The 23061-nt window shown below is 73.7% G+C and carries 24 protein-coding genes and 2 riboswitches; of the genes, 18 read left to right on the forward strand and 6 right to left on the reverse strand.

Annotated features, from left to right (window positions below; genetic code table 11):
• Positions 1 to 88: 88 nt before the first annotated feature.
• The 8 genes from LFA75_RS02695 to LFA75_RS02730 all read left to right on the forward strand — a co-directional run bounded on the left by LFA75_RS02695 (position 89) and on the right by LFA75_RS02730 (position 9381).
• Complete coding sequence (locus LFA75_RS02695) at positions 89 to 1630, forward strand: sugar ABC transporter ATP-binding protein (RefSeq protein WP_225232226.1); 1542 nt, start codon at positions 89 to 91, stop codon at positions 1628 to 1630.
• Positions 1627 to 2688, forward strand: a complete 1062-nt coding sequence (locus tag LFA75_RS02700; RefSeq protein WP_225232227.1) for an ABC transporter permease — start codon at positions 1627 to 1629, stop codon at positions 2686 to 2688. Before LFA75_RS02695 ends, LFA75_RS02700 begins: the two co-directional genes overlap by 4 nt.
• The gene (locus tag LFA75_RS02705) at positions 2678 to 3691 is read left to right on the forward strand and encodes an ABC transporter permease (RefSeq protein ID WP_225232228.1); all 1014 of its coding nucleotides are present in this window, start codon (positions 2678 to 2680) and stop codon (positions 3689 to 3691) included. Before LFA75_RS02700 ends, LFA75_RS02705 begins: the two co-directional genes overlap by 11 nt.
• Before the next feature lie 88 nt (positions 3692 to 3779).
• Positions 3780 to 4202, forward strand: a complete 423-nt coding sequence (locus LFA75_RS02710) for an L-rhamnose mutarotase (RefSeq protein ID WP_225232229.1) — start codon at positions 3780 to 3782, stop codon at positions 4200 to 4202.
• Positions 4203 to 4249: 47 nt separating this feature from the next.
• The gene (rhaI, locus tag LFA75_RS02715; protein WP_225232230.1) at positions 4250 to 5437 is read left to right on the forward strand and encodes an L-rhamnose isomerase; all 1188 of its coding nucleotides are present in this window, start codon (positions 4250 to 4252) and stop codon (positions 5435 to 5437) included.
• 50 nt (positions 5438 to 5487) lie between these two features.
• Positions 5488 to 7524 (forward strand): bifunctional aldolase/short-chain dehydrogenase, encoded by a 2037-nt coding sequence (locus tag LFA75_RS02720; protein ID WP_225232231.1) that lies wholly within the window; start codon positions 5488 to 5490, stop codon positions 7522 to 7524.
• The gene (locus tag LFA75_RS02725) at positions 7521 to 8981 is read left to right on the forward strand and encodes a rhamnulokinase (protein ID WP_225232232.1); all 1461 of its coding nucleotides are present in this window, start codon (positions 7521 to 7523) and stop codon (positions 8979 to 8981) included. Before LFA75_RS02720 ends, LFA75_RS02725 begins: the two co-directional genes overlap by 4 nt.
• A gap of 94 nt (positions 8982 to 9075) precedes the next feature.
• Positions 9076 to 9381 (forward strand): ANTAR domain-containing protein, encoded by a 306-nt coding sequence (locus tag LFA75_RS02730; protein WP_225232233.1) that lies wholly within the window; start codon positions 9076 to 9078, stop codon positions 9379 to 9381.
• 332 nt (positions 9382 to 9713) lie between these two features.
• Here the strand turns inward: LFA75_RS02730 and LFA75_RS02735 are convergent, their stop codons facing one another.
• Positions 9714 to 10259: a GNAT family N-acetyltransferase gene (locus LFA75_RS02735; protein WP_225232234.1), complete on the reverse strand. Its 546-nt coding sequence runs from the start codon at positions 10257 to 10259 to the stop codon at positions 9714 to 9716.
• The gene (locus LFA75_RS02740; protein ID WP_225232235.1) at positions 10256 to 10645 is read right to left on the reverse strand and encodes an ArsR/SmtB family transcription factor; all 390 of its coding nucleotides are present in this window, start codon (positions 10643 to 10645) and stop codon (positions 10256 to 10258) included. Before LFA75_RS02740 ends, LFA75_RS02735 begins: the two co-directional genes overlap by 4 nt.
• Positions 10646 to 10745: 100 nt before the next feature.
• Between LFA75_RS02740 and arsB the strand changes: the two genes are divergently transcribed.
• The 4 genes from arsB to LFA75_RS02760 are packed head-to-tail and all read left to right on the forward strand — an operon-like array spanning position 10746 to position 13382.
• Positions 10746 to 11888, forward strand: coding sequence for an ACR3 family arsenite efflux transporter (arsB, locus tag LFA75_RS02745; RefSeq protein ID WP_318249958.1), 1143 nt, complete (start codon positions 10746 to 10748; stop codon positions 11886 to 11888).
• Positions 11885 to 12535, forward strand: a complete 651-nt coding sequence (locus LFA75_RS02750; protein WP_225232236.1) for an arsenate reductase/protein-tyrosine-phosphatase family protein — start codon at positions 11885 to 11887, stop codon at positions 12533 to 12535. The genes arsB and LFA75_RS02750 overlap by 4 nt, the downstream gene beginning before the upstream one ends.
• An 11-nt stretch (positions 12536 to 12546) precedes the next feature.
• Positions 12547 to 12972: an arsenate reductase ArsC gene (locus LFA75_RS02755; protein ID WP_225232237.1), complete on the forward strand. Its 426-nt coding sequence runs from the start codon at positions 12547 to 12549 to the stop codon at positions 12970 to 12972.
• On the forward strand, positions 12969 to 13382 hold the full coding sequence (locus LFA75_RS02760) for an arsenate-mycothiol transferase ArsC (RefSeq protein WP_225232238.1): 414 nt from the start codon (positions 12969 to 12971) through the stop codon (positions 13380 to 13382). Before LFA75_RS02755 ends, LFA75_RS02760 begins: the two co-directional genes overlap by 4 nt.
• Here the strand turns inward: LFA75_RS02760 and LFA75_RS02765 are convergent.
• Complete coding sequence (locus LFA75_RS02765; RefSeq protein ID WP_225232239.1) at positions 13351 to 14529, reverse strand: MFS transporter; 1179 nt, start codon at positions 14527 to 14529, stop codon at positions 13351 to 13353. The two genes, LFA75_RS02760 and LFA75_RS02765, sit on opposite strands and share 32 nt — an antisense overlap.
• A gap of 69 nt (positions 14530 to 14598) precedes the next feature.
• A complete protein-coding gene (locus tag LFA75_RS02770; protein WP_225232240.1) occupies positions 14599 to 16011 on the reverse strand; it encodes an FAD-dependent oxidoreductase in 1413 nt (470 codons plus the stop codon).
• A gap of 54 nt (positions 16012 to 16065) precedes the next feature.
• Here LFA75_RS02770 and LFA75_RS02775 point away from each other — a divergent pair, with 54 nt between their 5' ends.
• The 5 genes from LFA75_RS02775 (at position 16066) to LFA75_RS02795 (ending at position 19514) form a co-directional block, all read left to right on the forward strand.
• Positions 16066 to 16425 carry an ArsR/SmtB family transcription factor gene (locus LFA75_RS02775; protein ID WP_225232241.1) on the forward strand — a complete coding sequence of 120 codons (360 nt, stop codon included), beginning with the start codon at positions 16066 to 16068 and terminating at the stop codon, positions 16423 to 16425.
• A gap of 247 nt (positions 16426 to 16672) precedes the next feature.
• Positions 16673 to 16845: riboswitch (cobalamin riboswitch) on the forward strand.
• Positions 16846 to 16916: 71 nt separating this feature from the next.
• Positions 16917 to 17603, forward strand: a complete 687-nt coding sequence (locus tag LFA75_RS02780) for an energy-coupling factor ABC transporter permease (RefSeq protein WP_225232242.1) — start codon at positions 16917 to 16919, stop codon at positions 17601 to 17603.
• A complete protein-coding gene (locus tag LFA75_RS02785) occupies positions 17600 to 17926 on the forward strand; it encodes an energy-coupling factor ABC transporter substrate-binding protein (RefSeq protein WP_225232243.1) in 327 nt (108 codons plus the stop codon). The genes LFA75_RS02780 and LFA75_RS02785 overlap by 4 nt, the downstream gene beginning before the upstream one ends.
• A complete protein-coding gene (gene cbiQ / locus LFA75_RS02790) occupies positions 17923 to 18660 on the forward strand; it encodes a cobalt ECF transporter T component CbiQ (protein ID WP_225232244.1) in 738 nt (245 codons plus the stop codon). Before LFA75_RS02785 ends, cbiQ begins: the two co-directional genes overlap by 4 nt.
• Complete coding sequence (locus LFA75_RS02795) at positions 18657 to 19514, forward strand: energy-coupling factor ABC transporter ATP-binding protein (protein WP_225232245.1); 858 nt, start codon at positions 18657 to 18659, stop codon at positions 19512 to 19514. Before cbiQ ends, LFA75_RS02795 begins: the two co-directional genes overlap by 4 nt.
• A 33-nt stretch (positions 19515 to 19547) precedes the next feature.
• On the opposite strand, the gene LFA75_RS02800 is transcribed toward LFA75_RS02795, so the two are convergent.
• Entirely contained in the window at positions 19548 to 19964 is a 417-nt protein-coding gene (locus LFA75_RS02800; RefSeq protein ID WP_225232246.1) for a MerR family transcriptional regulator, read from the reverse strand.
• A 150-nt stretch (positions 19965 to 20114) separates the two neighbouring features.
• Between LFA75_RS02800 and LFA75_RS02805 the strand changes: the two genes are divergently transcribed.
• Positions 20115 to 21083, forward strand: a complete 969-nt coding sequence (locus tag LFA75_RS02805; protein WP_225232247.1) for an arsenic resistance protein — start codon at positions 20115 to 20117, stop codon at positions 21081 to 21083.
• A 568-nt stretch (positions 21084 to 21651) separates the two neighbouring features.
• Here LFA75_RS02805 and LFA75_RS02810 read toward each other — a convergent pair.
• On the reverse strand, positions 21652 to 22818 hold the full coding sequence (locus LFA75_RS02810; RefSeq protein ID WP_225232248.1) for a peptidoglycan DD-metalloendopeptidase family protein: 1167 nt from the start codon (positions 22816 to 22818) through the stop codon (positions 21652 to 21654).
• A gap of 100 nt (positions 22819 to 22918) precedes the next feature.
• Positions 22919 to 23057, reverse strand: a riboswitch (cyclic di-AMP (ydaO/yuaA leader).
• Positions 23058 to 23061 lie beyond the last annotated feature (4 nt).

Here is a 23061-nt window from a genome sequence, read left to right on the forward strand (position 1 = left end):
GTCACAGCCGCCTCCTATGGTCTGCGCCACACACCGGATGAACCGTTTCACAGCGGTGCCGTCCATCCCATCTCGACGAGGAGGTCCCGTGGCCGGAGCGCCCCCCGCGGCACCACCCGGGCCCGCCGACGGCCCGGCCCCGGTGCTCGCCCTGCGCGACGTCACCAAGTCCTTCGGCGCCGTCGCCGCGCTGCGCGATGCCCGGCTGGAGCTGCGCGCCGGCTCGGCGCACGCCCTGGTCGGGGAGAACGGCGCCGGCAAGTCCACGCTGGTGAAGATCCTCGCCGGGGTGCACGGCCCCAGCTCGGGCCAGGTGCTGCTGGACGGCGAGCCGGTCACCCTGGACGGTCCGGCCGCTGCCCGGGCAGCCGGCATCGCGGTCATCTACCAGGAGCCGACCCTCTTCCCCGACCTGTCCGTCGCGGAGAACATCTTCATGGGCCGCCAGCCCCTCGGCGCCGGCCGCCGGATCGACAAGGCCCGGCTGCACGCCGACTGCGCCGCCCTCTTCGAGCGCCTCGGTGTCGCCCTCGACCCGGCGCGACCGGCCCGCGGGCTGTCCATCGCCGACCAGCAGATGGTCGAGATCGCCAAGGCCATCTCCTTCGAGGCCCGGGTGCTGGTGATGGACGAGCCGACCGCGGCGCTGTCCGGCGTCGAGGTCGAGCGGCTGTTCGCCGTCGCCCGTGCGCTGCGCGACGGCGGCGCCGCGGTGCTGTTCATCTCCCACCGCTTCGACGAGGTCTTCGACCTCTGCGACACGATCACCGTGATGCGCGACGGCGCCTGGGTCGCCACGTCCCCGACGTCCGAGCTCACCGTGGACCAGGTCATCCGGATGATGGTCGGCCGCGACGTCGCCGAGCTGTTCCCCAAGCAGGACGTCGTCCCGGGCGAGGTCGTGCTGCAGGTCGAGGGGCTGGGCAGCACCGGCGTCTTCACCGACGTGTCCTTCGAGGTGCGGGCGGGCGAGATCGTCGCCCTCGCCGGGCTGGTGGGCGCCGGGCGCAGCGAGGTGGTGCGGGCCGTCTTCGGCGTCGACGCCTACGACGCCGGGTCGGTCACCGTCGCCGGCACCCGGCTCAAGGGCGGCAGCCCGGCCGCGGCGATGGCCGCCGGCATCGCGCTGGTCCCCGAGGACCGTCGCCAGCAGGGCCTGGTGATGGAGCTGTCCGTCGAGCGGAACGCCACGCTGACCCGCCGCTGGGCGCTGTCCCGGTTCGGCTGGCTGACCGGCCGCGCCGAGCGGGCCACCGCGGCCGACTGGACGCAGCGGATGCAGGTCAAGGCCGCCCGGCTCAGCGACCCGGTCGCCACGCTCTCCGGCGGCAACCAGCAGAAGGTCGTGCTGGCCAAGTGGCTCTCGACGGAGCCCCGGGTGCTGATCGTGGACGAGCCGACCCGGGGCATCGACGTCGGCACCAAGTCCGAGGTGCACCGCCTGATGTCCTCCCTCGCCGCCGAGGGCCTGGCCGTCGTCATGGTCTCCAGCGAGCTCCCCGAGGTCCTCGGCATGGCCGACCGCGTGCTCGTCATGCACGAGGGCCGCCTCGTCGCCGACATCCCCCGCTCCCGCGCCGACGAGGACTCCGTCATGCTCGCCGCCACCGGTCAGGCAGGTGCGGCATGACCGCCACCACGACCACGCCGACCCGGACCCCGCCGCCGGAGCGGTCCGGACGCCGCGGCGCCGCCCTCCTGCAGCGGCTGGTCGTCGTCCGGGAACTCGGCATCCTGGCCGCGCTGGTCCTGCTGATCGGGATCACCCTGATCGCCAACCCGCGCTTCCTGTCCGGGCAGAACGTCCGCGACCTGATGCTCTCCGCGGCGATCCTCGTGGTGCTGGCCGCCGGCCAGACGATGGTGATCATCACCCGCAACGTCGACCTGTCGGTCGGCTCGGTGCTGGGCCTGTCGGCCTACGCCACGGGCACCCTGCTGGCGAACATGCCGGGCACCCCGGTCGTCGTGGCCGTCCTGGCCGGCATGGCCGTCGGTGCGCTGTGCGGCCTGCTCAACGGCGTGATCGTCGCGGTGGCCAAGGTGCCCTCGCTGGTGGTCACCCTCGGCACGCTCTACGCGATCCGCGGGCTGGACTCGCTGTGGGGCAGCACCAGCGGGCGGCTGCAGATCAACGCGACCGACCTGCCCACCGGGTTCAAGGACTTCGGCGGCGCCCGTGTGCTGGGCATCCCGGTGCTGTTCCTGGTCGCGATCGCCGTGGTCGTCGTCGTCGGCATCCACCTGCGCTCCTACCGCAGCGGCCGCGAGCTGTTCGGGATCGGCTCGGCGCCGGAGGCGGCCCGCCTGTCCGGGATCCCGGTCGGCCGCCGCGTCCTGGTGGCCTTCGTGGTCAACGGGGCCCTGGCCGGCCTCGCCGGGGTGCTCTACGCCGCCCGGTTCCAGACCCTGGACACCACGGCCGGCACCGGGCTGGAGCTCAACGTGGTCGCCGCCGCCGTCGTCGGCGGCGTGGCCATCGCCGGCGGCACCGGGTCGGCCTGGGGCGCGGCCCTGGGCGCCCTGCTGCTCACCACGATCGGCACCTCGCTCCCCCAGCTCGGGCTGGACCCGTTCTGGCGGGACGCCGCGGTCGGCGCCCTGATCATCGCCGCCATCGCGCTGGACAAGTCGCTCACCGACCGGCTCGCCGCACGTCTCCGAGGGAGGAACCTCCGTGGCCGTTGACACCTCGGCCGGTCCGGCCGCACCGGCCCGCCCGTCCCGCGCCCCCCGGACCCTGCCCTCGGGCAGCGTCATCACCACGTTCCTCGTGGTCTTCCTGGTCGTCGCCGGGTTCGCCGTCGACGGGTTCGCCTCCAGCCGCAACGCCGGGTTCCTCCTGCTGGACGTCGCGGTCGTCGCCCTGATCGCGCTGCCCCTGACGCTCATCGTGGTCACCGGCGAGATCGACCTGTCGGTGGCCAGCACGGTCGGGCTGTCCAGCTCGGTGATGGGCTGGCTGTGGTTCCAGGGGCTGCCGCTGGAGCTGATCGTCCCGCTCGTGCTCGTGCTGGGCGCGGTCCTGGGCGCGGTGAACGGTCTGCTCGTCACCCGGCTCGGGCTGCCCTCGCTGGCGGTCACCATCGGCACCCTGGCCCTCTACCGCGGTCTGGCGTTCGTCGTCCTCGGCGACCAGGCGGTCGCGGACTTCCCCCGGTCGTGGACCACCTGGGCGATCAGCTCGATCGGCGGCACCGGCATCCCGAACGTGGTCCTGCCGCTGCTGGTGCTGGTCGCCGTCACCGCGGTCGTCCTGCACGCCACACCGATCGGCCGCTCGCTCTACGCGATGGGCAACAGCGAGGACGCCGCCCGCTTCAGCGGCATCGACGTCGGCCGCACCAAGCTGTGGCTCTTCGTCGCCGCCGGCGTGGTCAGCGCCCTCGGCGGGGTCTACTGGACCCTGCGCTACGGCAGCGCCCGGGCCGACAACGCCACCGGCGTCGAGCTGCAGGTCATCGCGGCGATCCTGCTCGGCGGGGTGTCCATCTTCGGCGGCTCCGGCGGACTGCTCGGCGTCATGGCCGGCGCCCTCCTGCTGGCCTCGGTCCGCAACGCGCTGCAGCTGGTCAACGTGCCCAGCGACGTGCTGAACATCGTGACCGGCGTGCTGCTGATCGTCGCCGTCGTCGCCCCCCAGGTCACCGGCTGGGCCCGCGGACGCCTCGCGTCCCGGCCACCGGGCTGACCCTCCCGTCCCCACCCGCGCGACCCCGCACCACCCCGCACCACCCACAGACCGGCCACCGACGGCCGGCCGCCCAGAGAGGGAACCCATGACCAGCTTCCTGACCGCCCGCCCCGTGCGCCGGGCGATCACCGGCACNCCGGGCACCACCCGCCCCGCTCCCCGAGAGGTCCCCCGCGTGCCCCGCATCTGCTTCACCCTGCAGGTCCGCCCCGACCGCATCGAGGACTACCGCGCCGCGCACGCCGCCGTCTGGCCGGACATGCTGCGCGCGCTGGCCGACGCCGGCTGGCGGGACTACCAGCTCTTCCTGCGCCCGGACGGCCTGCTCGTCGGCACCGCCGACGTGGCCGACCTCGCCGCCGCCCAGGCCGCCGTCGCCGCCACCGAGGTCAGCGCCCGGTGGGAGGCCACGATGGCCCCGCTCTTCGTCCCCGGCACCGGGGACGGCACCAGGAAGCCCCAGCTCGACCTGGTGTTCGACCTCGACGCGCAGCTCGCCGCGCTCTGACGGTCCACCCCACCGCTCCCCCACCCCGTCCCCTCCGAGGAGTTCCCGTGACCAGCCCCGACCGCCGTGCCCGCGCCCTCGACGCGCTGCGCGCCCAGACCATAGAGCTGCCGTCCTGGGCGTTCGGCAACTCCGGCACCCGGTTCAAGGTCTTCGGCGCCCCCGGCGTCGCCCGCGACCCCTGGGAGAAGATCGCCGACGCCGCCCAGGTGCACCGGTACACCGGCGTCGCCCCCCGCGTCTCCCTGCACATCCCGTGGGACCGGGTCGAGGACTACGCCGCACTGGGCACCTTCGCCGCCGAGCAGGGCGTGGCCATCGGCGCGATCAACTCCAACCTGTTCCAGGACGACGAGTACCGGCTGGGCTCCCTCACCCACGCCGACCGAGCGGTCCGCGACCGGGCGATCGCCCACCACGCCGAGTGCGTCGAGGTCATGCGGGCCACCGGCTCCACCGACCTCAAGCTCTGGCTCCCCGACGGGACCAACTACGCCGGCCAGGACGACCTGCGCGCGCGGCAGGACCGGCTCGCCGACTCCCTGCAGCAGATCTACGCGCTGCTGGACCCCGAGCACCGGCTGCTCGTCGAGTACAAGATCTACGAGCCGTACTTCTACGCGATGGACATCCCCGACTGGGGCACCTCGCTGGTGCACTGCCTGGCCCTCGGCGACCAGGCGCAGGTCGTGCTGGACACCGGCCACCACGCGCCCAGCACCAACATCGAGTTCATCGTCATGCAGCTGCTGCGGGTGGGCCGGCTGGGCGCCTTCGACTTCAACAGCCGCAACTACGGCGACGACGACCTGATCGTCGGCGCGGCCGACCCGTTCCAGCTGTTCCGCATCATGAACGAGATCGTCGAGGCCGACGCCCTGGGGCGGGCGGGGGACGGCACGGCCGGCGTGAACTTCATGTTGGACCAGTGCCACAACATCGAGCCCAAGATCCCCGGCCAGATCCGCTCGGTCACCAACGTGCAGGAGGCCACGGCCAAGGCGCTGCTGGTCGACCGGGACGCGCTGCACGCCGCCCAGCAGGCCGGTGACGTGCTCGGCGCGCACGCCGCGCTCACCGACGCCTTCGCCACCGACGTCCGCCCGCTGCTCGCCGAGCTCCGCGAGTCCGCCGGCCTGCACCCCGACCCCAACGCCGCCTACGCCGCCTCCGGTCACCAGGACCGGCTCGCCGCCGACCGGGTCGGCGGCACGCAGGCCTCCTGGGGCGCCTGAACCCCAGCCGGTCCAGCCCCCACCCCCCCCACCTACCTGAGGACGACGACGTGACGAACCCCGTGGTCAGCGAGCTGCTGCAGCGCTCCAACGCGCTGGGCGCCGACCCCCGCACCACCAACTACGCCGGCGGCAACACCTCCGCCGTCGGCACCGACACCGACCCGGTCACCGGGCAGCCCGTCGAGCTGCTGTGGGTCAAGGGCTCCGGCGGCGACCTGGGCACCCTCACCGAGCCCGGCCTCGCCGTCCTGCGGCTGGATCGCCTCCGGGCGCTGGTCGACGTCTACCCCGGCGTCGAGCGCGAGGACGAGATGGTCGCCGCGTTCGACTACTGCCTGCACGGCCGGGGCGGGGCGGCGCCGTCCATCGACACCGCCATGCACGGTCTGGTGCGCGCCGCACACGTGGACCACCTGCACCCCGACTCCGGCATCGCGCTGGCCACCGCCGCGGACGGCGAGGAGCTGACCCGCCGCTGCTTCGGCGACCGCGTGGTGTGGGTGCCGTGGCGCCGTCCGGGCTTCCAGCTGGGTCTGGACATCGCCGCGCTCGCCGAGGCCAACCCGCAGGCCATCGGCGCGGTGCTCGGCGGGCACGGCATCACCGCCTGGGCCGACACCTCCGCGCAGTGCGAGGCCAACAGCCTGGAGATCATCCGCACCGCCGAGGCGTTCCTGGCCGAGCACGGCCGGCCGGACCCGTTCGGGGCGCGCATCCCCGAGCTCGAGCCGCTGCCCGAGACCGAGCGCCGGGCCCGGGCCGCCGCGCTGTTCCCGCTGCTGCGCGGGCTGGCCTCGACCGACAAGCCGCAGGTCGGCCACCTCACCGACGCCGACGTCGTCCTGGACTTCCTCGCGTCCGCCGAGCACCCCCGGCTGGCCGCCCTGGGCACCTCCTGCCCGGACCACTTCCTGCGCACCAAGGTCCGCCCGATGGTGCTGGACCTGCCGCCCACCGCGCCGCTGGAGCAGGTCACCGCCCGGCTGCGCGAGCTGCACGAGGCCTACCGCGCCGACTACGCCGCCTACTACGAGCGCAACGCCTCCCCGGACAGCCCGCCGATGCGCGGGGCCGACCCGGCGGTCGTGCTGGTGCCCGGCGTGGGCATGTTCAGCTTCGGGGCCACCAAGCAGACCGCCCGGGTGGCCGGCGAGTTCTACGTCAACGCGATCAACGTGATGCGCGGCGCTGAGTCGGTGTCGACCTACGCCCCCATCGACGAGGTCGAGAAGTTCCGGATCGAGTACTGGTCCCTCGAGGAGGCCAAGCTCGCCCGGATGCCGAAGCCCAAGCCGCTGGCCTCCCGGGTCGCGCTGATCACCGGCGCCGCGTCGGGCATCGGCAAGGCCATCGCGCAGCGGCTGGCCGCCGAGGGCGCCTGCGTCGTCGTCGCAGACCTGGACCTGGCGAAGGCGCAGGAGGCCGCCGCCGGGATCGGCTCCACCGACGTCGCGGTCGGGGTGGCCGCGGACGTGTCCGACGGCGAAGCCGTGGCCGCCGCGTTCGCCGCCGCGGCAATGGCCTTCGGCGGGGTGGACCTGGTGGTCAACAACGCCGGCCTGTCGATCTCCAAGCCGCTGCTGGAGACCACCGAGCGGGACTGGGACCTGCAGCACGACGTGATGGCCAAGGGCAGCTTCCTGGTCTCCCGCGAGGCCGCCCGGGTCATGGTGGAGCAGGGCCTCGGCGGGGACGTCGTCTACATCTCCTCCAAGAACTCGGTCTTCGCCGGGCCGAACAACATCGCCTACTCCGCGGTCAAGGCCGACCAGGCGCACCAGGTCCGGCTGCTGGCCGCCGAGCTCGGCGAGCACGGCATCCGGGTCAACGGGATCAACCCCGACGGCGTCGTCCGCGGGTCGGGCATCTTCGCCGGCGGCTGGGGTGCCAAGCGGGCCGCGGTCTACGGCGTCCCCGAGGAGGAGCTGGGTGCCTACTACGCCCAGCGCACGCTGCTCAAGCGCGAGGTGCTGCCCGAGCACGTCGCGGACGCGGTCTTCGCGCTGACCGGCGGCGAGCTGACCCGCACCACCGGGCTGCACGTGCCGGTGGACTCCGGCGTGGCCGCCGCCTTCCTGCGGTGAGGCTGACCGCGGTCGACCTCGGCGCCTCCAGCGGGCGGGTGATGGTCGGCGAGGTGGGACCGGGCCGGCTGGAGCTGACCGAGGTCAACCGCTTCGCGAACCGCCCGGTGCAGCTGGGCGACCAGCTGCACTGGGACGTGCTCGCGTTGTTCACCGGCGTGCTCGACGGCCTCCGGGCCGCCGGGCGCGGCGGCCCGGTGGACGGCGTCGGCATCGACAGCTGGGCGGTCGACGTCGGCCTGCTGGACGCCGACGGCGCCCTGCTGGGCAACCCGCTGCACCACCGCGACGCCGGGCACGCCCTGGGGGTCGACCAGGTGCACGCCGTCGCCGACGCCGACCGCCTCTACCAGGTCAACGGGCTGCAGCACCTGCCCTTCACCACGGTCTTCCAGCTCGCCGCCCGGCGCGGCACGGCCCAGCTGACCGCCGCCCGCACCGCGCTGCTGGTGCCCGACCTGCTGGCCCACTGGCTCACCGGCGCGGTGTCCGCCGAGGTCACCAACGCCTCGACGACCGGGCTGCTGGACGCCACCACCCGGCAGTGGTCCTGGCCGCTGCTGGACGCCCTGGGCCTGCCGCGCGAACTGCTGCCGCCGCTGGTCTCCCCCGGCGACCCGCTCGGCGTCCTCACCCCCGAGGTGCTGGCGCAGACCGGGCTCACCGGCCCGGTACCGCTGACCGCGGTGGGCTCGCACGACACCGCCTCGGCCGTCGTCGGCGTGCCGGCGGCGACCGACCGGTTCGCCTACGTCTCCTGCGGCACCTGGTCGCTGGTCGGTGTCGAGCTGCCGGCCCCGGTGCTCACCGGGCCCAGCCGCGCGGCCGGGTTCACCAACGAGCTCGGGGTGGACGGCACGGTCCGCTACCTCCGCAACGTCATGGGCCTGTGGCTGCTGTCGGAGTCCCTGCGGACCTGGGCCGACGCCGGGCTGCCCGCCGACCTCGGCGACCTGCTGTCCGCGGCGGCCCGGGTGCCGGCGTTCACCGCCGTCGTCGACTGCGACGACCCGCGGTTCCTGCCGCCGGGCGACATGCCGGCCCGGATCGCCGCGCTGTGCGCGGAGACCGGCCAGACCCCGCCGCAGAGCCAGGCCCAGACGGTGCGTTGCATCCTGGACAGCCTGGCGCTGGCCTACCGGCGCGCAGTGCGGACGGCGGCCGAGCTGTCGGGCACCGACGTCGAGGTGGTGCACGTGGTGGGCGGCGGGGCGCGCAACACGCTGCTGATGCAGCTCACCGCCGAAGCCTGCGGGCTGCCCGTCCTCGCCGGGCCGGTGGAGGCCGCGGCGCTGGGCAACGTGCTGGTCCAGGCCCGTGCGCTGGGGTCGGTCTCCGGTGGCCTGGCCGAGCTGCGGGCGCTGGTCCGCAGCACCCAGGACGTCGTCCGGTACGAGCCCCGAACGGGGTCCGAGGTGGCCTGGGCAGCGGCCGAGGCCAGGCTGCCGGCGCGCTGACCGCGGCTCCCCGGGGTTGCGCGGACCGGCCGGAACTGCATGGATGGAGGTGGGTGCAGCCGGCCGCTCGGACCTCCGTCGAGGAGACGACGCCATGACCACCCCCGGCCCGTCCCGCCGCACCGGCCCGCTGACCGGCGCGACGTCCCTGCTCACCACCGGCTCCTGGCGGCGCGCCGCCGCCGAGCCCACCTCGGCCGCCCACCGGGCCGACGGGCAGCCCACCGACGCCGGCCCGTTCCTGGCCCTGGCCGTCGGGCGGTTGCAGGCCCGGCGCGGGGTCTCCGGGCAGCAGGCCGAGGAGCTCCTGCGGCAGACCGCCGCCCAGCAGGGCCTCACCGTCCGTGACACGGCGCGCGCCGTCGTGCTGCTGGGCGATCTCCCGGCTGATCCGGTCTGACCGCGGGCCAGCAGTCCGCCCGGGACGACGACGGTCCCCGACCCGGGCAGGTCGGGGGCCGTCGTGCTGGCTCCCCCGTCCGGACTCGAACCAGAAACCGTTCGACCTGGTCTTGGATGCGTTGATCATGCGCGACTGATGATGACTCCGTACCATGACCTGCTCATGCGCGTTGGTCGCGATCGACAGCATGCATCTGCATGAGCACGTTCTAGATGAGTGAACGATGCCTGTCAGCGCCTGCGGACGGGACCCGTCCTCCAGCACCCACGGTCCAGAGCTCGCGGAACGCCCCGCGGCAGGCCTCGGCGTGCGGATCGTGAGCGATGCAGTCACAGGATGGTTGTGCGCCGCTCGATGAGGACGGTGTCTCTCCATTGGCCGGCGACCGGGCCGTAGGTCATGCGTGCCATGCGCTCGCGGACCCCGACGGTGCGGAAGCCGGCCCGCTGGTGGATCGCCAGGCTGGTCGTGTTCTCCGGGAAGACGGAGGACTGGATGGTCCAGATCCCGGCCGCCTCGGTGCTGGCGATCAGCTCATCGAGCAGGAGCCGGCCGATGCCTCTGCCTCGAGCGTGTGGGGCGACGTAGACCGAGTGCTCGACGACCCCGGCGTACACCTCACACGTCGAGACCGGGGACACCGCGGCCCAGCCGAGGACGGCGCCGTCGCGTGGTTCCCCGCCCTGCAGGGCGATCAGTCGGTGGTCGGCTGACCTGCTGGCGTCGAAGGCCTCCCAGGTGGGTGGGGCGGTCTCGAAGGTGGCGTGGCCGGTGTCGATGCCGGCCCGGTAGATGGCCTCGACCTGCGGCCAGTCCTCCTCGGTCATGGGCACGCAGACGACGTCGGCGAGGCCCAGTAGCTCGCGGGAGCTCAAGCCGGGCTCAGCTCCGCGACGCCGGGCACGCCGGCCACCGCACGCTGCAGGGCTCCCGGGACCAGGGAGTACCAGGCCCACACCCCGCGCTTGTCCCGGTCCAGGAAGCCGGCGTCGACGAGCACCTTGAGGTGGTGGGACACCGTGGGCTGGGACAACCCCAGGGGCTCTGTCAGGTCGCAGGCGCAGGCCGCGGCCGTGGGGCTGTCGGCGATCAAGGACAGCAGCCGCAACCGGGCTGGGTCGGCCAAGGCCTTGAGGACCCGAGCGAGCTCGGTGGCCTCGGCAGCGCCCATGCCGCCGGTGAGCGGGCCGGCCGAGCAGCTCGCGTCGGGCAGCACGGGGAGCTCGGCGCGCGCCGGCGGGGTCGTTCGGCTGCTGTTCACCTGCCCATCGTCGCGCACTGATTGACGCCTGTCGATGCCTGCTGCAGAGTGACCTCTGCATCGACAGACGTCGATGCTCGTCGTGTGGAGGCCCTGCAGCATGAGTGACCCCGTCACCGAGACCGCCCGCCCGGGCACCGACCTGGACACCCCGGTGATGGCCCGGCTGTCGACCCTGGACCGGTTCCTGCCGGTCTGGATCGTCGCCGCGATGGCCCTGGGCCTGCTGCTGGGCCGCTCCGTGCCCGGGCTGGACACCGCGCTGGAGGCGGTGAAGGTCGGCGACGTCAGCCTGCCGATCGCGATCGGGCTGCTGCTGATGATGTACCCGGTTCTGGCGAAGGTCCGCTACAACCAGCTGGACCGGGTCACCGGGGACCGCAAGCTCCTACTGGCCTCCCTGGGCCTGAACTGGATCCTGGGGCCGGCACTGATGTTCGCCCTGGCCTGGCTGCTGCTGCCCGACCTGCCCGAGTACCGGACCGGGCTGATCATCGTCGGGCTGGCCCGCTGCATCGCCATGGTGCTGATCTGGAACGACCTGTCCTGCGGCGACCGCGAAGCCGCCGCCGTCCTGGTCGCCATCAACTCCGTCTTCCAGATCCTCGCCTTCGCCGCCCTGGGCTGGTTCTACCTGCAGGTGCTGCCCGGCTGGCTGGGCCTGTCGACGACGTCGGCGGAGTTCAGCGTCTGGGCCATCGTGGTCTCGGTGCTGGTGTTCCTCGGCATCCCCCTGGTCGCCGGGTTCCTGACCCGCACCATCGGGGAGCGCACGAAGGGCCGCGACTGGTACGAGGGCCGCTTCCTACCGAAGATCGGCCCCGTCGCGCTCTACGGCCTGCTGTTCACCATCGTGATGCTCTTCGCCCTGCAAGGCGACGCGATCACCTCGAAGCCCTGGGACGTCGTCCGCATCGCCGTCCCGCTGCTGGCCTACTTCGCGCTGATGTTCGGCGGATCGTTCCTGCTCGGCATGCGGCTGCGGCTGGGCTACGCCAAGACCGCGACCCTGGCCTTCACCGCCGCCGGCAACAACTTCGAACTCGCCATCGCCGTGGCGATCGGCACCTTCGGCGTCACCTCCGGCCAGGCCCTGGCCGGGGTCGTGGGCCCGCTGATCGAGGTGCCGGTGCTGGTTGCGCTGGTCTACGTGTCGCTGTGGGCGGCGCGCAAGTACTTCCCCGGCGACCCCACGGTCCCGGCATCCGCCTCGCTGTCCTCCACCAGGAGCGCCACGTCATGAGCCAGCCACTCAGCGGTCTGTTGGCCCCGGAGGCCGCGCTGCACCGCATCGCCGACCAGCTGGCCGACCGGTTCACCGGCGTCTTCGCCCGGGAGACCGTCGACCGCTACGTCTTCGAGTCCTACACCGCGCTCGCCCGCACCTCCCGGGTGCAGACACACCTCACCGCCCTGACCGGCCGGTTCGCCACCGACCGGCTCACCGCCCTGGCCCAGGCCAAGGGCGCGGTGGTCAAGACAGTGCCCGAGGTGCTCTTCGTGTGCGTGCAGAACGCCGGCCGCTCCCAGATGGCCGCAGCCCTTCTGGCCCACCACGCAGCCGGGCGGGTGCACGTGCGCTCGGCGGGGTCCCAGCCCGGGGACGAGATCGACCCGGCCGTCCTCGCCGCGATGGCCGAGATCGGCCTGAACCTGGCCACCGAGTACCCCAAGCCGCTCACCGACGACGTCGTCCGCGCCGCCGACGTGGTCGTCACGATGGGCTGCGGGGACTCCTGCCCGGTGTACCCGGGCAAGCGCTACGCCGACTGGGCCGTCCGCGACCCCGCCGGCCTCAGCGTGGGTGAGGTCCGGTCGATCCGCGCGGACATCGACTTCCGCGCGCAAGCCCTCCTCGCTGACCTCGCACCCGCCCCCGTACCGAGCTGAGAGGCCGACCCGTGTCCGAGATCCCCAGCGTGCTGTTCGTCTGCGTGCACAACGCCGGCCGCTCCCAGATGGCCGCCGGCTGGCTCACCCACCTGGCCGGTGACGCCGTGGAGGTCCGCTCCGCCGGGTCGCTGCCCGGGGACGAGGTCAACCCCTCCGCGGTCGCGGCGATGGCCGAGGTCGGCATCGACATCTCCACCGCCACCCCCGAGGTGCTGACCACCGAGGCGGTGCAGGCCTCCGACGTCGTCATCACCATGGGCTGCGGGGACGCCTGCCCGGTGTTCCCCGGCAAGCGCTACCTGGACTGGGAGCTCGAGGACCCGGCCGGGCAGGGCGTGGAGGCTGTCCGGCCGATCCGCGACGACATCGAGGCCCGGATCCGCGGGCTGCTCGCCGACCTCGGGGTCACCCCGGCCGCCACGGCGCCGGCATGACCGCCGTGCTGTTCGTGTGCGCCCGCAACGGCGGCAAGTCCCAGATGGCCGCCGGCCTGATGCGCGCCGCCGCCCCCGACATCGCGGTGGATTCGGCGGGCACCGACCCGGGCAGCAAGCTGAACGCGCAGTCGGTGGCATCGCTGGCAGAGGTCGGCGTCGACATCTCCGGCGGCGCCCCGAAACCGGTCACCGCTGACCTGCTGGCCGCCGCCGACGTCGTGGTCACCCTGGGCAGTGAGGCCCGCATCGACGCCGACCTGGTCGCCGCAGCGCCGGGCACGGTGTTCGAGACGTGGGAGACCGACGAACCGTCGGCCCGCGGCATCGAGGGCATGGAGCGGATGCGCCTGGTCCGCGACGACATCGCCGCCCGCGTCACGGATCTGGCCGGTCGCCTGCCCCGCTGAGGGACCCGGCAGCGGCGGACTGGCGGGGTGTCCCTGCCCAGGCCGCGATCCCGCCGGCAGCGATGACCCCGGCCAGGACGGCGAACGCCGCCGGGTAGCCGCCCACCCAAGTGGCGATCAGCGTCCCGCCGAAGGGGGCCAGTGCGGAGGCGGCGGTGATCGGGGCGGCGAACCAGCCGGCCAACGACCCGTACCGCTCAGTCCCCCACCGGTCGGCGACCACGGTGGCCTGCAGCAACGTGCCCGCCCCGCGCACCGCACCAGCCAGCACCGCCAGGACCACCAGCAACCACGCCGGCCCCGACACGGTGGCCAGCAGGGCGACCGCGAGCACGGAGCCGGCCACGACCAGCACCGTGCGGGTGGCCGGGGTGGTGCGGGCGGTCAGCGGCGCCCAGCCGACCCGGCCCAACAGTTCTCCGGCGCCCAGCAGGCCCAAGGTGACCGCGGCCAGCCCGGCACCCAGGCCGCGGGCGGTCAGCGGCGGGATCAGGGTCAGGCTGGCCGCGGACAGGCCGAACGCCGGCAGGGGCAACGCGGTCGCCAAGAGCAGGAACGGGCGGCTGGTGACCACCGCGCGCACGTCGGCCCGCTCGGCGCCGGGCTGATCGATGGCCGGGTGCCAGGGCGGGGGGAGGGCAAGGGCGTGCAGCGGGATCGTCACCACCGCCAGCACGACGGCGAGCACCAGGTAGGTGGCGCGCCAGTCCAGGTGCGCGAGCAGCACGCTGGTCAGCGGGGCGAACACGGTGCTGGCCAGCCCCGCCGCCAAGGTCAACACGGTCAGCGCCCGCATCCGGGTTGGGCCGTACCAGCGGGTCAGCGCGGCGAAGGCGGCTTGGTAGAACACCGCGGCCATCGCGACCCCGGCGACCAGCCACGCCGCGGCGAACCACAGCAGGGTGGGGGCGGTGGCGATGCCGACCGTGGCCGCGACGGCGAGGACCGACCCGGCGGTCATCACCGGCCGGGGCCCGATCCGGTCCAGCCAGCGGCCGACCGGTACCCCAGCGACGGCGGACACCACCAGCCCGGCGGAGAAGGCCGCCGTGGTGGCGGTGGTCGACCAGCCGGTGTCGGCGGTGATCGAGGCCAGCGCGACCGGGAAGGCGAAGTACAGGACGCCCCAGCTGACGACCTCGGTCACGCACAACACCGCCAACGGCCACCAGGACGGGGTTCTCCTGGTGGCCGCCGTCGGTCGGTGCGGGGCCGGTCAGCGGCGCGCGCCCGCCGGCTCGGCCTGCGGCTCCGCCGGCGCGCTGCCGCAACAGGACGCGGCAGGCACGTCGACGGCGAGCTCCTCGCCGGAGCGGCCGTGCTCGGTGCCGGTGGCGAAGCCGAGCTCGGCGTCGACCCGCTCCCCCAGGTCCGTCGAGCACACCCCGGTCGAGGGCAGGTGCAGCTGCACGTCATCGGCGGCCGCGGTGTCCCCGGCCAGCGCAGCGGCGATGGAGCGGACCTGCTCATACCCGGTGGCCAGCAAGAACGTCGGGGCCCGGCCGTAGGACTTCATGCCCGCCAGGAAGAACCCGTCGTCGGGATGGGTCAGCTCCCGGTACCCGTGCGGGGGCACCGTGCCGCAGGAGTGCAAGTCCGGATCTATCAACGGCGCCAACCGCGACGGGGACTCCAGCCCGGCATCCAGGTCCAGCCGGACCTCCCGCAGCATCCCCAGGTCCGGCCGGAACCCGGTCGCGGCAGCCACCGCGTCCACGGTCAGCTCCAGCGGTGCCTGGTCGCGGCCGGTGCCGGCGACGATGACCTGGTCCCCGGCAGGCGTCAGGTCGGCGATCGTGACCTCGCGGTGCAGCGTGATCGCACCGGTCGCCACGGCCGCCTTCAGGTCCGAGCCGAGCAGGCCCCGGGCGGGCAGGCCATCGGAGTCCCCACCCCCGTACAACCGGGCCGGCGACCGGCCCCGGATCGCCCAGCTGATCTGCGTCCCCGGCTCCTGCGCCTGCAGCCGGGCCAGCGCCAGCAGCGTGTTCGCCGCCGAGTGCCCCATCCCCACGACCAGGGTGTGCCGACCGGCGAACCGGGCCCGGTCCCGGCCCAGCACGTCGGGCAGCGGCCCGACCAACCACCGCTCCGCCGCCGACTCCCCCACCGCCGGCAGCCCGGAGGCACCCAGCGGGTTTCGCTGCCCCCAGGTGCCCGACGTGTCGATGACCGCCCGCGCGGTCAGGTCGACCACGGCCCCCTCGTGCACGGTGCGGACCAGGTAGAGCCGGCCCTCCCGGCCCAGGCCGCGGGTCTTGTCCACCCCGACCCGGGTCACCGCCACCACCCGGGTCGCTGTGCGGATCCGCGGCGCGAGCTCCAGCGTTGCCGCCAGCGGGGCCAGGTAGTCGGCGACCAGCTCGGCGCCGGTCGGCAGCTCGTCTGCGGCCGGGGACTCCCACCCGGTGCGCTCCAGCAGCCGGGCCGCGGCGGCATCGACGTCGTACTCCCACGGGGAGAACAACCGCACGTGCCCCCACCGCGCCACCGCCGCTCCCGGCCGGTCACCGGCTTCCAGCACCAGCGGCTCCAGGCCGCGCTCGAGCAGGTGCGCGGCGGCGGCCAGCCCGACCGGGCCGGCACCGATGACGACGACGGGGAGCTCTGCGGTGGCGGATGCGCTCATGAACCAAACGTAACAGCGGATGCTGTTGACAACAACAGGTGCAATACTCGGTGCGTGACCCAGGACCTGGACGTGCGCCTGCTCGGTGTCGACGAGCTCACCTCACCCGCCGACCGCGCACGCCTGCTCGCCCCCCAGCTCAAGGCCCTGGGCGACCCCAACCGACTGCACCTGGTCCTCCTGCTCGCCGAAGGGCCGGCCACCGTCCGCGAACTCACCGACGCCAGCGGCATGGGCCAGACCCTCGTCAGCCACCACCTCGCCCCCCTCCGCGAGGAAGGCCTGGTCACCGTCACCCCCCGCGGCCGCAGCAACGTCTACGCCCTGTGCTGCGAAGCCCTCGCCGGCCCCGTCAAGACCCTCGCCACCCTCGCCGCCCTCACACCCGAAGGCGCCGACGCCTGCTGCCGCTGACCCCCGGGGCAGGTCCGGTGCTGAGCAGTGCACCGGGCTCGGCGAGTCCGATCTCAAGGGTTGCGACCTCAGGTGAAGTCGGTGTGGACGGCCGGGGTGCCACCGAGCCCGACATGCAGCCTCATCCCTCGAGCAGCTGACCCGCTCGCTCCGTGGCCCGACGGGGCCTGACCAACCTGCTGAGCACGTATCTGCACAACCGTTCGAGCAGCACCCGGGCCCTGTCCGGGTGGTGGCGGGTGTGGTGTGCTGTGGTGACCACGACGGCAGTGGAGGAAGCCCGGTGCGATCCCGGCGCGGTCCCGCCACTGTGTCCGGGGAGTCCGTCCCCACGCTCGACCACTGGCCCTGGGCCGGGAAGGTCGGGGACGGGTGCCGATCCGGGAGCCAGGAGACTCCAGCCGTCGTCCCTGCGATTCCGGGCGTGGACACCCGGGAGAGGACCGACCCCGTGCTGACTCCTGCCCTGCTCGCCCCGGCTGTGGTGCTCCGTGCACATCGCTGAGGGCTTCCTGCCCCCGGCCCACGCGATCGGCTGGACCATCGCCGCGGCGCCCTTCGTCGTCCACGGGGCACGCGCCGTTGTCAAGGAGGTGAGGGAGAACCCGGAGTCCACGCTGCTGCTGGGCGCCGCGGGTGCCTTCACGTTCGTGCTCAGCGCGATCAAGCTGCCCTCGGTGACGGGCTCGTCGTCGCACCCCACCGGCACCGGGGTGGGCGCGATCCTCTTCCGGCCACCGGTGATGGCCCTGCTGGGCACGGTGGTGCTGCTGTTCCAGGCCCTCCTGCTGGCCCACGGCGGACTCACCACCCTGGGGGCCAACGCCTTCTCCATGGCCGTCGTCGGACCGTGGGCGGGGTACGGCACCTATCGGCTGGCCCGCCGCGCCTCGGGCAACCTGCTGGTCGGGGTGTTCGCGGGCATGATGATCGCGGACCTGTCGACCTACGTGACGACCTCGCTGCAGCTCGCACTGGCCTTCCCCGACGCCGAGAGCGGCTTCCTCGGTGCCGCGGTGAAGTTCCTCGGGGTCTTCGCCGTCACCCAGGTGCCGCTGGCCGTCGCCGAGGGGTTCCTGGGCGTGCTGCTGTTCCGTGTGCTGACCGTCAACGCCCGCCCGGAGCTGGAGCGGCTGGGTGTCCTGCGGCCGCAGCCCACCGACGAGGCGACCCGATGACCCGGCGTACGTGGGTCACCCTCGCCCTGGTCGCGTCCGTCGTGGCGCTGTTCGCCCTGCCGCTGGTGTTGGGCGCCCCCAGCGACTACGCCGGGACCGACAGCGTGGCCACCGCGGAGATCCAGGCCAGCAACCCGGGCTACGAGCCGTGGTTCGACTCCGTCTTCTCCCCCGGTTCCAGCGAGGTCGAGTCCGGGCTGTTCGCCCTGCAGGCCGCGCTCGGCGGCGGCGTGCTGGGGTATGTGCTGGGCCGGTTGCGCGGGCGGCGGTCCCGAGCGACGGCCGAGGCACCGACCAGCGGGCCCGCCGACACCACCCCGTGACCGGCCTGGCCGTCGACGACGCAGCCTGGGCCAGCACCTGGCGGCCCCGGGCGGTCGGCGACAAGCTGCTGCTGACCCTGGGGTTGGTGCTGTGCGCCCTGGTGCTCCCGGTCTGGCCGGGCTCCCTGCTGGTCGGGCTCACAGCTGTCGGCCTGGCCCTGGGCCCGGCGCGGGTCCCGGCCCGGGTGTTCGGGCGGGCGGTGCGCCTGCCGCTGGCCTTCGTCGCCGTCGGCGCCGTCACCGCGGTCGTGCAGGTGTCCACCGACGGCATCGGCTGGGCGCCGGATGCAGCGGCGACCGGAGGCGCGCTGGTCGGGCATGCGCTGGCCGGCGGCGCCGCGGTCATGCTGCTGGCCACCACCACCCCCGTGTCGGACCTGCTGCCGGCGCTGCGCCGGGCCCGGGTGCCCGCCGCGGTCGTGGAGGTGGCGTCGATGATCTACCGACTGCTGTTCGTCCTCCTGATCAGCATGCGCACGATCCGCGAGGCGCAGACGTCCCGACTCGGGTACTCCACGGCCCGGCGCAGCTACCGGTCCTCCGGCCTCCTGGCCGCCGCCGTGCTCACCCGCTCCTGGGACCGGGCTCGCCGGCTGCAGGGAGGCCTGGCCGGCCGCGGCATGACCACCGACCTGCGCGTGCTGCCCGAGGTGCTGCCGTCCTCCCGGTCGTTCCTGGCCGGCACCGTGCTCGGGCTGACCGTCCTGTGCGGGCTCACCGTGGTCCTGTCGTGAGCGGCGGACGGCTGGCGGCGACCGACGTGGTGGTCGGCTACTCCCGGGGCAGCAGGGTGCTGGACCGGGCGTCGCTGGCCGTGCCGGAGGGGCGACGGCTGGCGGTGCTGGGTGCCAACGGCTCGGGCAAGACCACCCTGCTGCGCTGCCTGTCCGGCGCCCTCGTCCCGGCCTCGGGCCGGATCAGCCTGGACGACGCAGCCCTGGAGCACACCCGCCGAGGACTGCAGGCACACCGCCAGCAGGTCCAGCTGGTGCTGCAGGACCCCGACGACCAGCTCTTCAGCGCCTCGGTCGCGCAGGACGTCTCCTTCGGCCCGCTGAACATGGACCTGGCCGAGGACGAGGTCCGTGCGCGGGTCGTCGAGGCCCTCGAGCTGCTCGCCGTCACGGGGCTGGCTGCCCGGCCCACCCACCAACTGTCCTACGGGGAGCGCAAGCGGGTGGCCATCGCCGGTGCGGTGGCGATGCGCCCACGGGTGCTGCTGCTCGACGAGCCCACCGCCGGGTTGGACCCCTCCGCGGTGACCGAGGCCCTCGCCGCCCTCGACCGCCTGCAGCGCCGGGGCTCGACGGTGGTGATGAGCACGCACGACGTCGACCTGGCGCTGGGGTGGGCCGACGAGGTCGCGGTGGTCGTGGACGGCCGGGTGGTGCAGGGCGAGCCCGAGCTCGTCCTCGGCGACGACGCCCTGCTCGCCCGGGCCCGCTTGGACCGACCGTGGGCGCTCTCCGTCGGTGCCCGGCTGCATCAGCTCGGGCTGCTCCCCGAGGGGCCGCTGCCCCGGGACACCGAAGCTCTGCTCGCGGCGCTCCCCACCGGTACCGTGCCGACCACCCCCGGACGCTCATGACCTGGCGCCAGGTGGTGGCTCACTGCCGTGCGGTCAGCTCTGCACGGCGTCCGGGCTCTGGCGGAGCGCACACTCGGACTGGCAGTGCGCCTGAGAATCCGGGCAGCGGGCGAGCGCGTCGTCGGCGGCGGCCAGCCGTCGGGCGAGTCGGTCGAGCCGGTCCTGTTTGGCCTGCAGTTGGCGTAGCCGATCGGCCAGCAGTGGCCGCAGGTCGTCACGGACCTGGGTGCACGACCGGGTCTGCAGCGTGTCCAGGTGCCCGGCGATGGCGTGCAGGGGCAGGCCCAGTTCCTTGCTGGCCTCGATGAGGTCCAGCCGGGTCAGCACACCGTCGTCGAAGTCGCGGTAGCCGTTGGCCGCCCGGGCGGCGGTGATCAGGCCGAGGGTCTCGTAGTACCGCAGCGCTGTTGCCGGAACGCCGCTGCGGCGGGCGACCTCGGAGATCCTCACGACCTGGACGGTAGGCGCCCCGGCGGGCTTGACCTTCCAGCGACTCGAACCTCTACCGTCGCACGACGTGCTCACCCTTGCCCCCGCCCCCCGTCGACTCTCTGCCGGTTCCGTTCTCGGCCGGCTGCGCTGATGGCCGATGGAGGTGCGGTGGCGTGGCTGGAGCGCCGGCAGATCGGCCTCTACCTGGCCGCGATCGCCGCCGGCGGGGCCGTCGGGGTGGTCGTGCCGGGCACCTCGCTCCTGGAGGTGGCCATCTACCCGGTGCTCGGCTTGCTGCTGTACGCGACGTTCCTCGGGGTGCCGTTCGCCTCGGTCGGGGCGGCACTGCGCGACGTGCGGTTCCTGCTGGCGGTGCTGGTGGTCAACTTCGTGTTCGTGCCGGCGGTGGCGTTCGGGCTGTCCCGGTTCGTCGCCGGGGAGCCAGCGCTGCTGTTCGGGGTGTTGTTGGTGCTGCTGACCCCGTGCATCGACTACGTCATCGTGTTCAGCGGGCTGGCCGGCGGAGCCTCGGACCGGCTGCTGGCCGCCGCCCCGCTGCTGATGGTCACCCAGGTACTGCTGCTGCCGGTCTACCTGTGGCTCATCCTCGGCCGCGACGGGGTCGCGGCGGTCGACGTCGGCCCGTTCGTCGAGGCGTTCGTCGTCCTGATCGTGATCCCGCTGGCCGCCGCGGCCGGCACCCAGGCGTTGGCTGCCCGCTACCGGGGCGGTCGTCGGCTGCAGGCCGGGGTGCTGGGTGCGATGGTGCCGCTGATGATGGCGACCTTGTTCGTCGTGGTCGCCTCCCAGGCCGCCGCCGTCCGGTCCCAGGCGGCGCAACTGGTCATCCTGCTGCCGCTCTACGCGGGGTATCTCCTCCTCGCGACCGCGCTGGGGTGGTTCGTGGGCACGTCGTTCGGCCTGGACGTGGCGTCCCGGCGCGCAGTGGTGTTCAGCGGAGCGACCCGCAACTCCCTGGTCGTCTTGCCGCTGGCTCTGGCTCTGCCACCAGAACTGGCGCTGGCGCCGGTCGTCGTCGTCACCCAGACCCTGGTCGAGCTGATCGGCATGGTGGTCCTGGTGCGCCTGGTCCCGGCACTGGTGCCGCATGCGGTGCGCGAGAGACCGGGGACCTGACCCGGCGTGGGCGTCGGGCGACCGGAGGAGCCCGGCGGATCGCCGATCGTCACTGACCACTGGATCGACCAGCTCGCCCCGGCCCCCGGGTAGGACCGATCGGGCCGGGTTGTCGTCGTCGTCCTCGGTCGTGGACGGGGGCCTCGTGGGCGCGGTGCACCGAGGACTCGAGCCGGGAGGTGCAGTGCTCCGTGTCGACGTGCTCCCCCAGACGCCCACCCCAGGCGTCGAGCACTCGTCCTCCGTGGCTGTCGGCCAGCACTGCTTCCTCCACGACGACTGGGCGGACAGCGCGTGAGACCGTGACGGTGGTGGCCAGCACCATCACCAGGCGGCGCCGGTGGCCGGGCGAGACCGCGTGGCCCCGAGGGGCTGGTGCGTGGCTGTGGTCGTGTCCCATGACGTCCACCTCACATGTGCAGCGCCGTGGGCGGCCGCGGGTCGACCAGGTCGAGACCACGGCCGGCAGCACGCTGGCCAGGCCGGCCAGGGGCGTGGACCCTCGAGCCGTCGGGGTGGCCACCGTGAGTCCGAGCACGGCAGCCGGCGTCAGCCGTTCGACGCCCGGTCATCCACAGCGGCCACCCAGCGTGATCCCGCGCTGGGCGAGCCAGGGCGACGGGTCGGTCCTGGTGGCGTACAGGCCACCCACGTGGGTCTCGATGTGCAGGTGCGGGCCGGTGGACTGCCCGCGGTTGCCGACCTCGGCGATCAGGTCTCCGGCCTGGACGGCTTCGCCTGCGGTGACGAAGAACTGGTTGATGTGCCCGTAGACGGTGATGGTGCCGTCGGGATGCTGGATGTAGACCGCCAGGCCGAAACCGTTGGCGGGGCCGGCGTCCAGGACGACGCCCCCGTCCGGGGCGTAGATGGGTGTGCCGATCGGTGCGGCGATGTCGATGCCGTTGTGGTTGGTGCCCCCGCGGGGCCCGTAGCAGGACGTCACGCGGCCGGCGACCAGATCGCCGCCGGAGCCTGCGACGGCGGCCTGCTGCGCGGCCACGACGGCCGCGGGGTCATCGATGCCCTGCTCGGTCAGGGCGTCGATCTGCGCGGCCTGGAGTTGCTGCTGCAGCGTGTCGAGCTCGCCGGCGGCCCGGGTGTAGCTCTGCTGGGCAGAGTCCAGCTGGGCGGCGGCTTGGGCATCGGCCGCCTGCGCTGCAGCCAGCGCGTCCTGCTGTCGCTGCACCGCCTGCCGGGCGGTGAGGTCAGCGGCTTCCTGTTGGTCCTGCACCTGCTCGAGTGCGTCGAGGTCCTCGGCGCGGTGGTCGGCCAGCACCGCGAGGGTGGTGGCGCGGGACAGCAGGTCGTCGGGGTCATCGGCCTGCAGGAGCAGGCCGGCCTGCGCCAGGTCCCCCGAGCCCATGAAGGCGGCGCGGCCGGCCGCGGCCACCTCGGTCTGGGCTTGACCGGTCCGGGCCTGGGCGGCCTGGACCGCGGCAGCAGCGGCGGTGGGCGCGGCGTTGGCCGCGTCCAGCTCGAGGGTCGCCAGGCGGGTGAGCTCGACGGTGGCTTCGGCTTCGACGGTCGCCTGGTCCACCTCGGCCTGAGCTGCATCGACCAGGCTCTGCAGTCGTGCTGCCTCCTCGAGGGCGGTCTCCTCCTCTGGCGGGGCAGGGACGGCCGACGAGGACTGGGAGGTACTGCCCGAGGGGTCCGGTGGCGCCGCTGACGCATGGCCCGGACCGGCCACAAGGGTCAGCGCGAACACCGTCCCGATGGTCGCTGCGGTCATCGGGGACCGTCTCGTGCTCAGCAGACGGGCGCCGGTGCCGAGGGGGTTCAACCGGTACCGCAGTGGGTTGTCGCGCAGGGTCGCCACAGTGGGGCGGGCTCCGTTCTTCCATCCCGCCTACCGAGTTAGCTGACGGGTTCGGGCCGGAAGGAGCCCTACTGCGAGCGCAGATTCACCCCAGGAACTCGTGGGTCCCCGGTCCGCCGGCCGCGTGGCCGGTGGTTCGGCGGGTCTGCCCGGGGA

It is taken from the genome of Klenkia terrae (assembly GCF_900491935.1).
In the GTDB taxonomy this organism is placed as follows: Bacteria; Actinomycetota; Actinomycetes; order Mycobacteriales; family Geodermatophilaceae; genus Klenkia; species Klenkia terrae.

Bases quoted from the DNA above. Each gene is read 5' to 3' on its own strand.
- LFA75_RS02700 (WP_225232227.1), top strand. From the start codon at position 1,627: ATGACCGCCACCACGACCACGCCGACCCGGACCCCGCCGCCGGAGCGG.
- LFA75_RS02730 (WP_225232233.1), top strand. From the start codon at position 9,076: ATGACCACCCCCGGCCCGTCCCGCCGCACCGGCCCGCTGACCGGCGCG.
- arsB (WP_318249958.1), top strand. From the start codon at position 10,746: ATGAGTGACCCCGTCACCGAGACCGCCCGCCCGGGCACCGACCTGGAC.
- LFA75_RS02750 (WP_225232236.1), top strand. From the start codon at position 11,885: ATGAGCCAGCCACTCAGCGGTCTGTTGGCCCCGGAGGCCGCGCTGCAC.
- LFA75_RS02760 (WP_225232238.1), top strand. From the start codon at position 12,969: ATGACCGCCGTGCTGTTCGTGTGCGCCCGCAACGGCGGCAAGTCCCAG.
- LFA75_RS02770 (WP_225232240.1), bottom strand. From the start codon at position 16,011: ATGAGCGCATCCGCCACCGCAGAGCTCCCCGTCGTCGTCATCGGTGCC.
- LFA75_RS02785 (WP_225232243.1), top strand. From the start codon at position 17,600: ATGACCCGGCGTACGTGGGTCACCCTCGCCCTGGTCGCGTCCGTCGTG.
- LFA75_RS02810 (WP_225232248.1), bottom strand. From the start codon at position 22,818: ATGACCGCAGCGACCATCGGGACGGTGTTCGCGCTGACCCTTGTGGCC.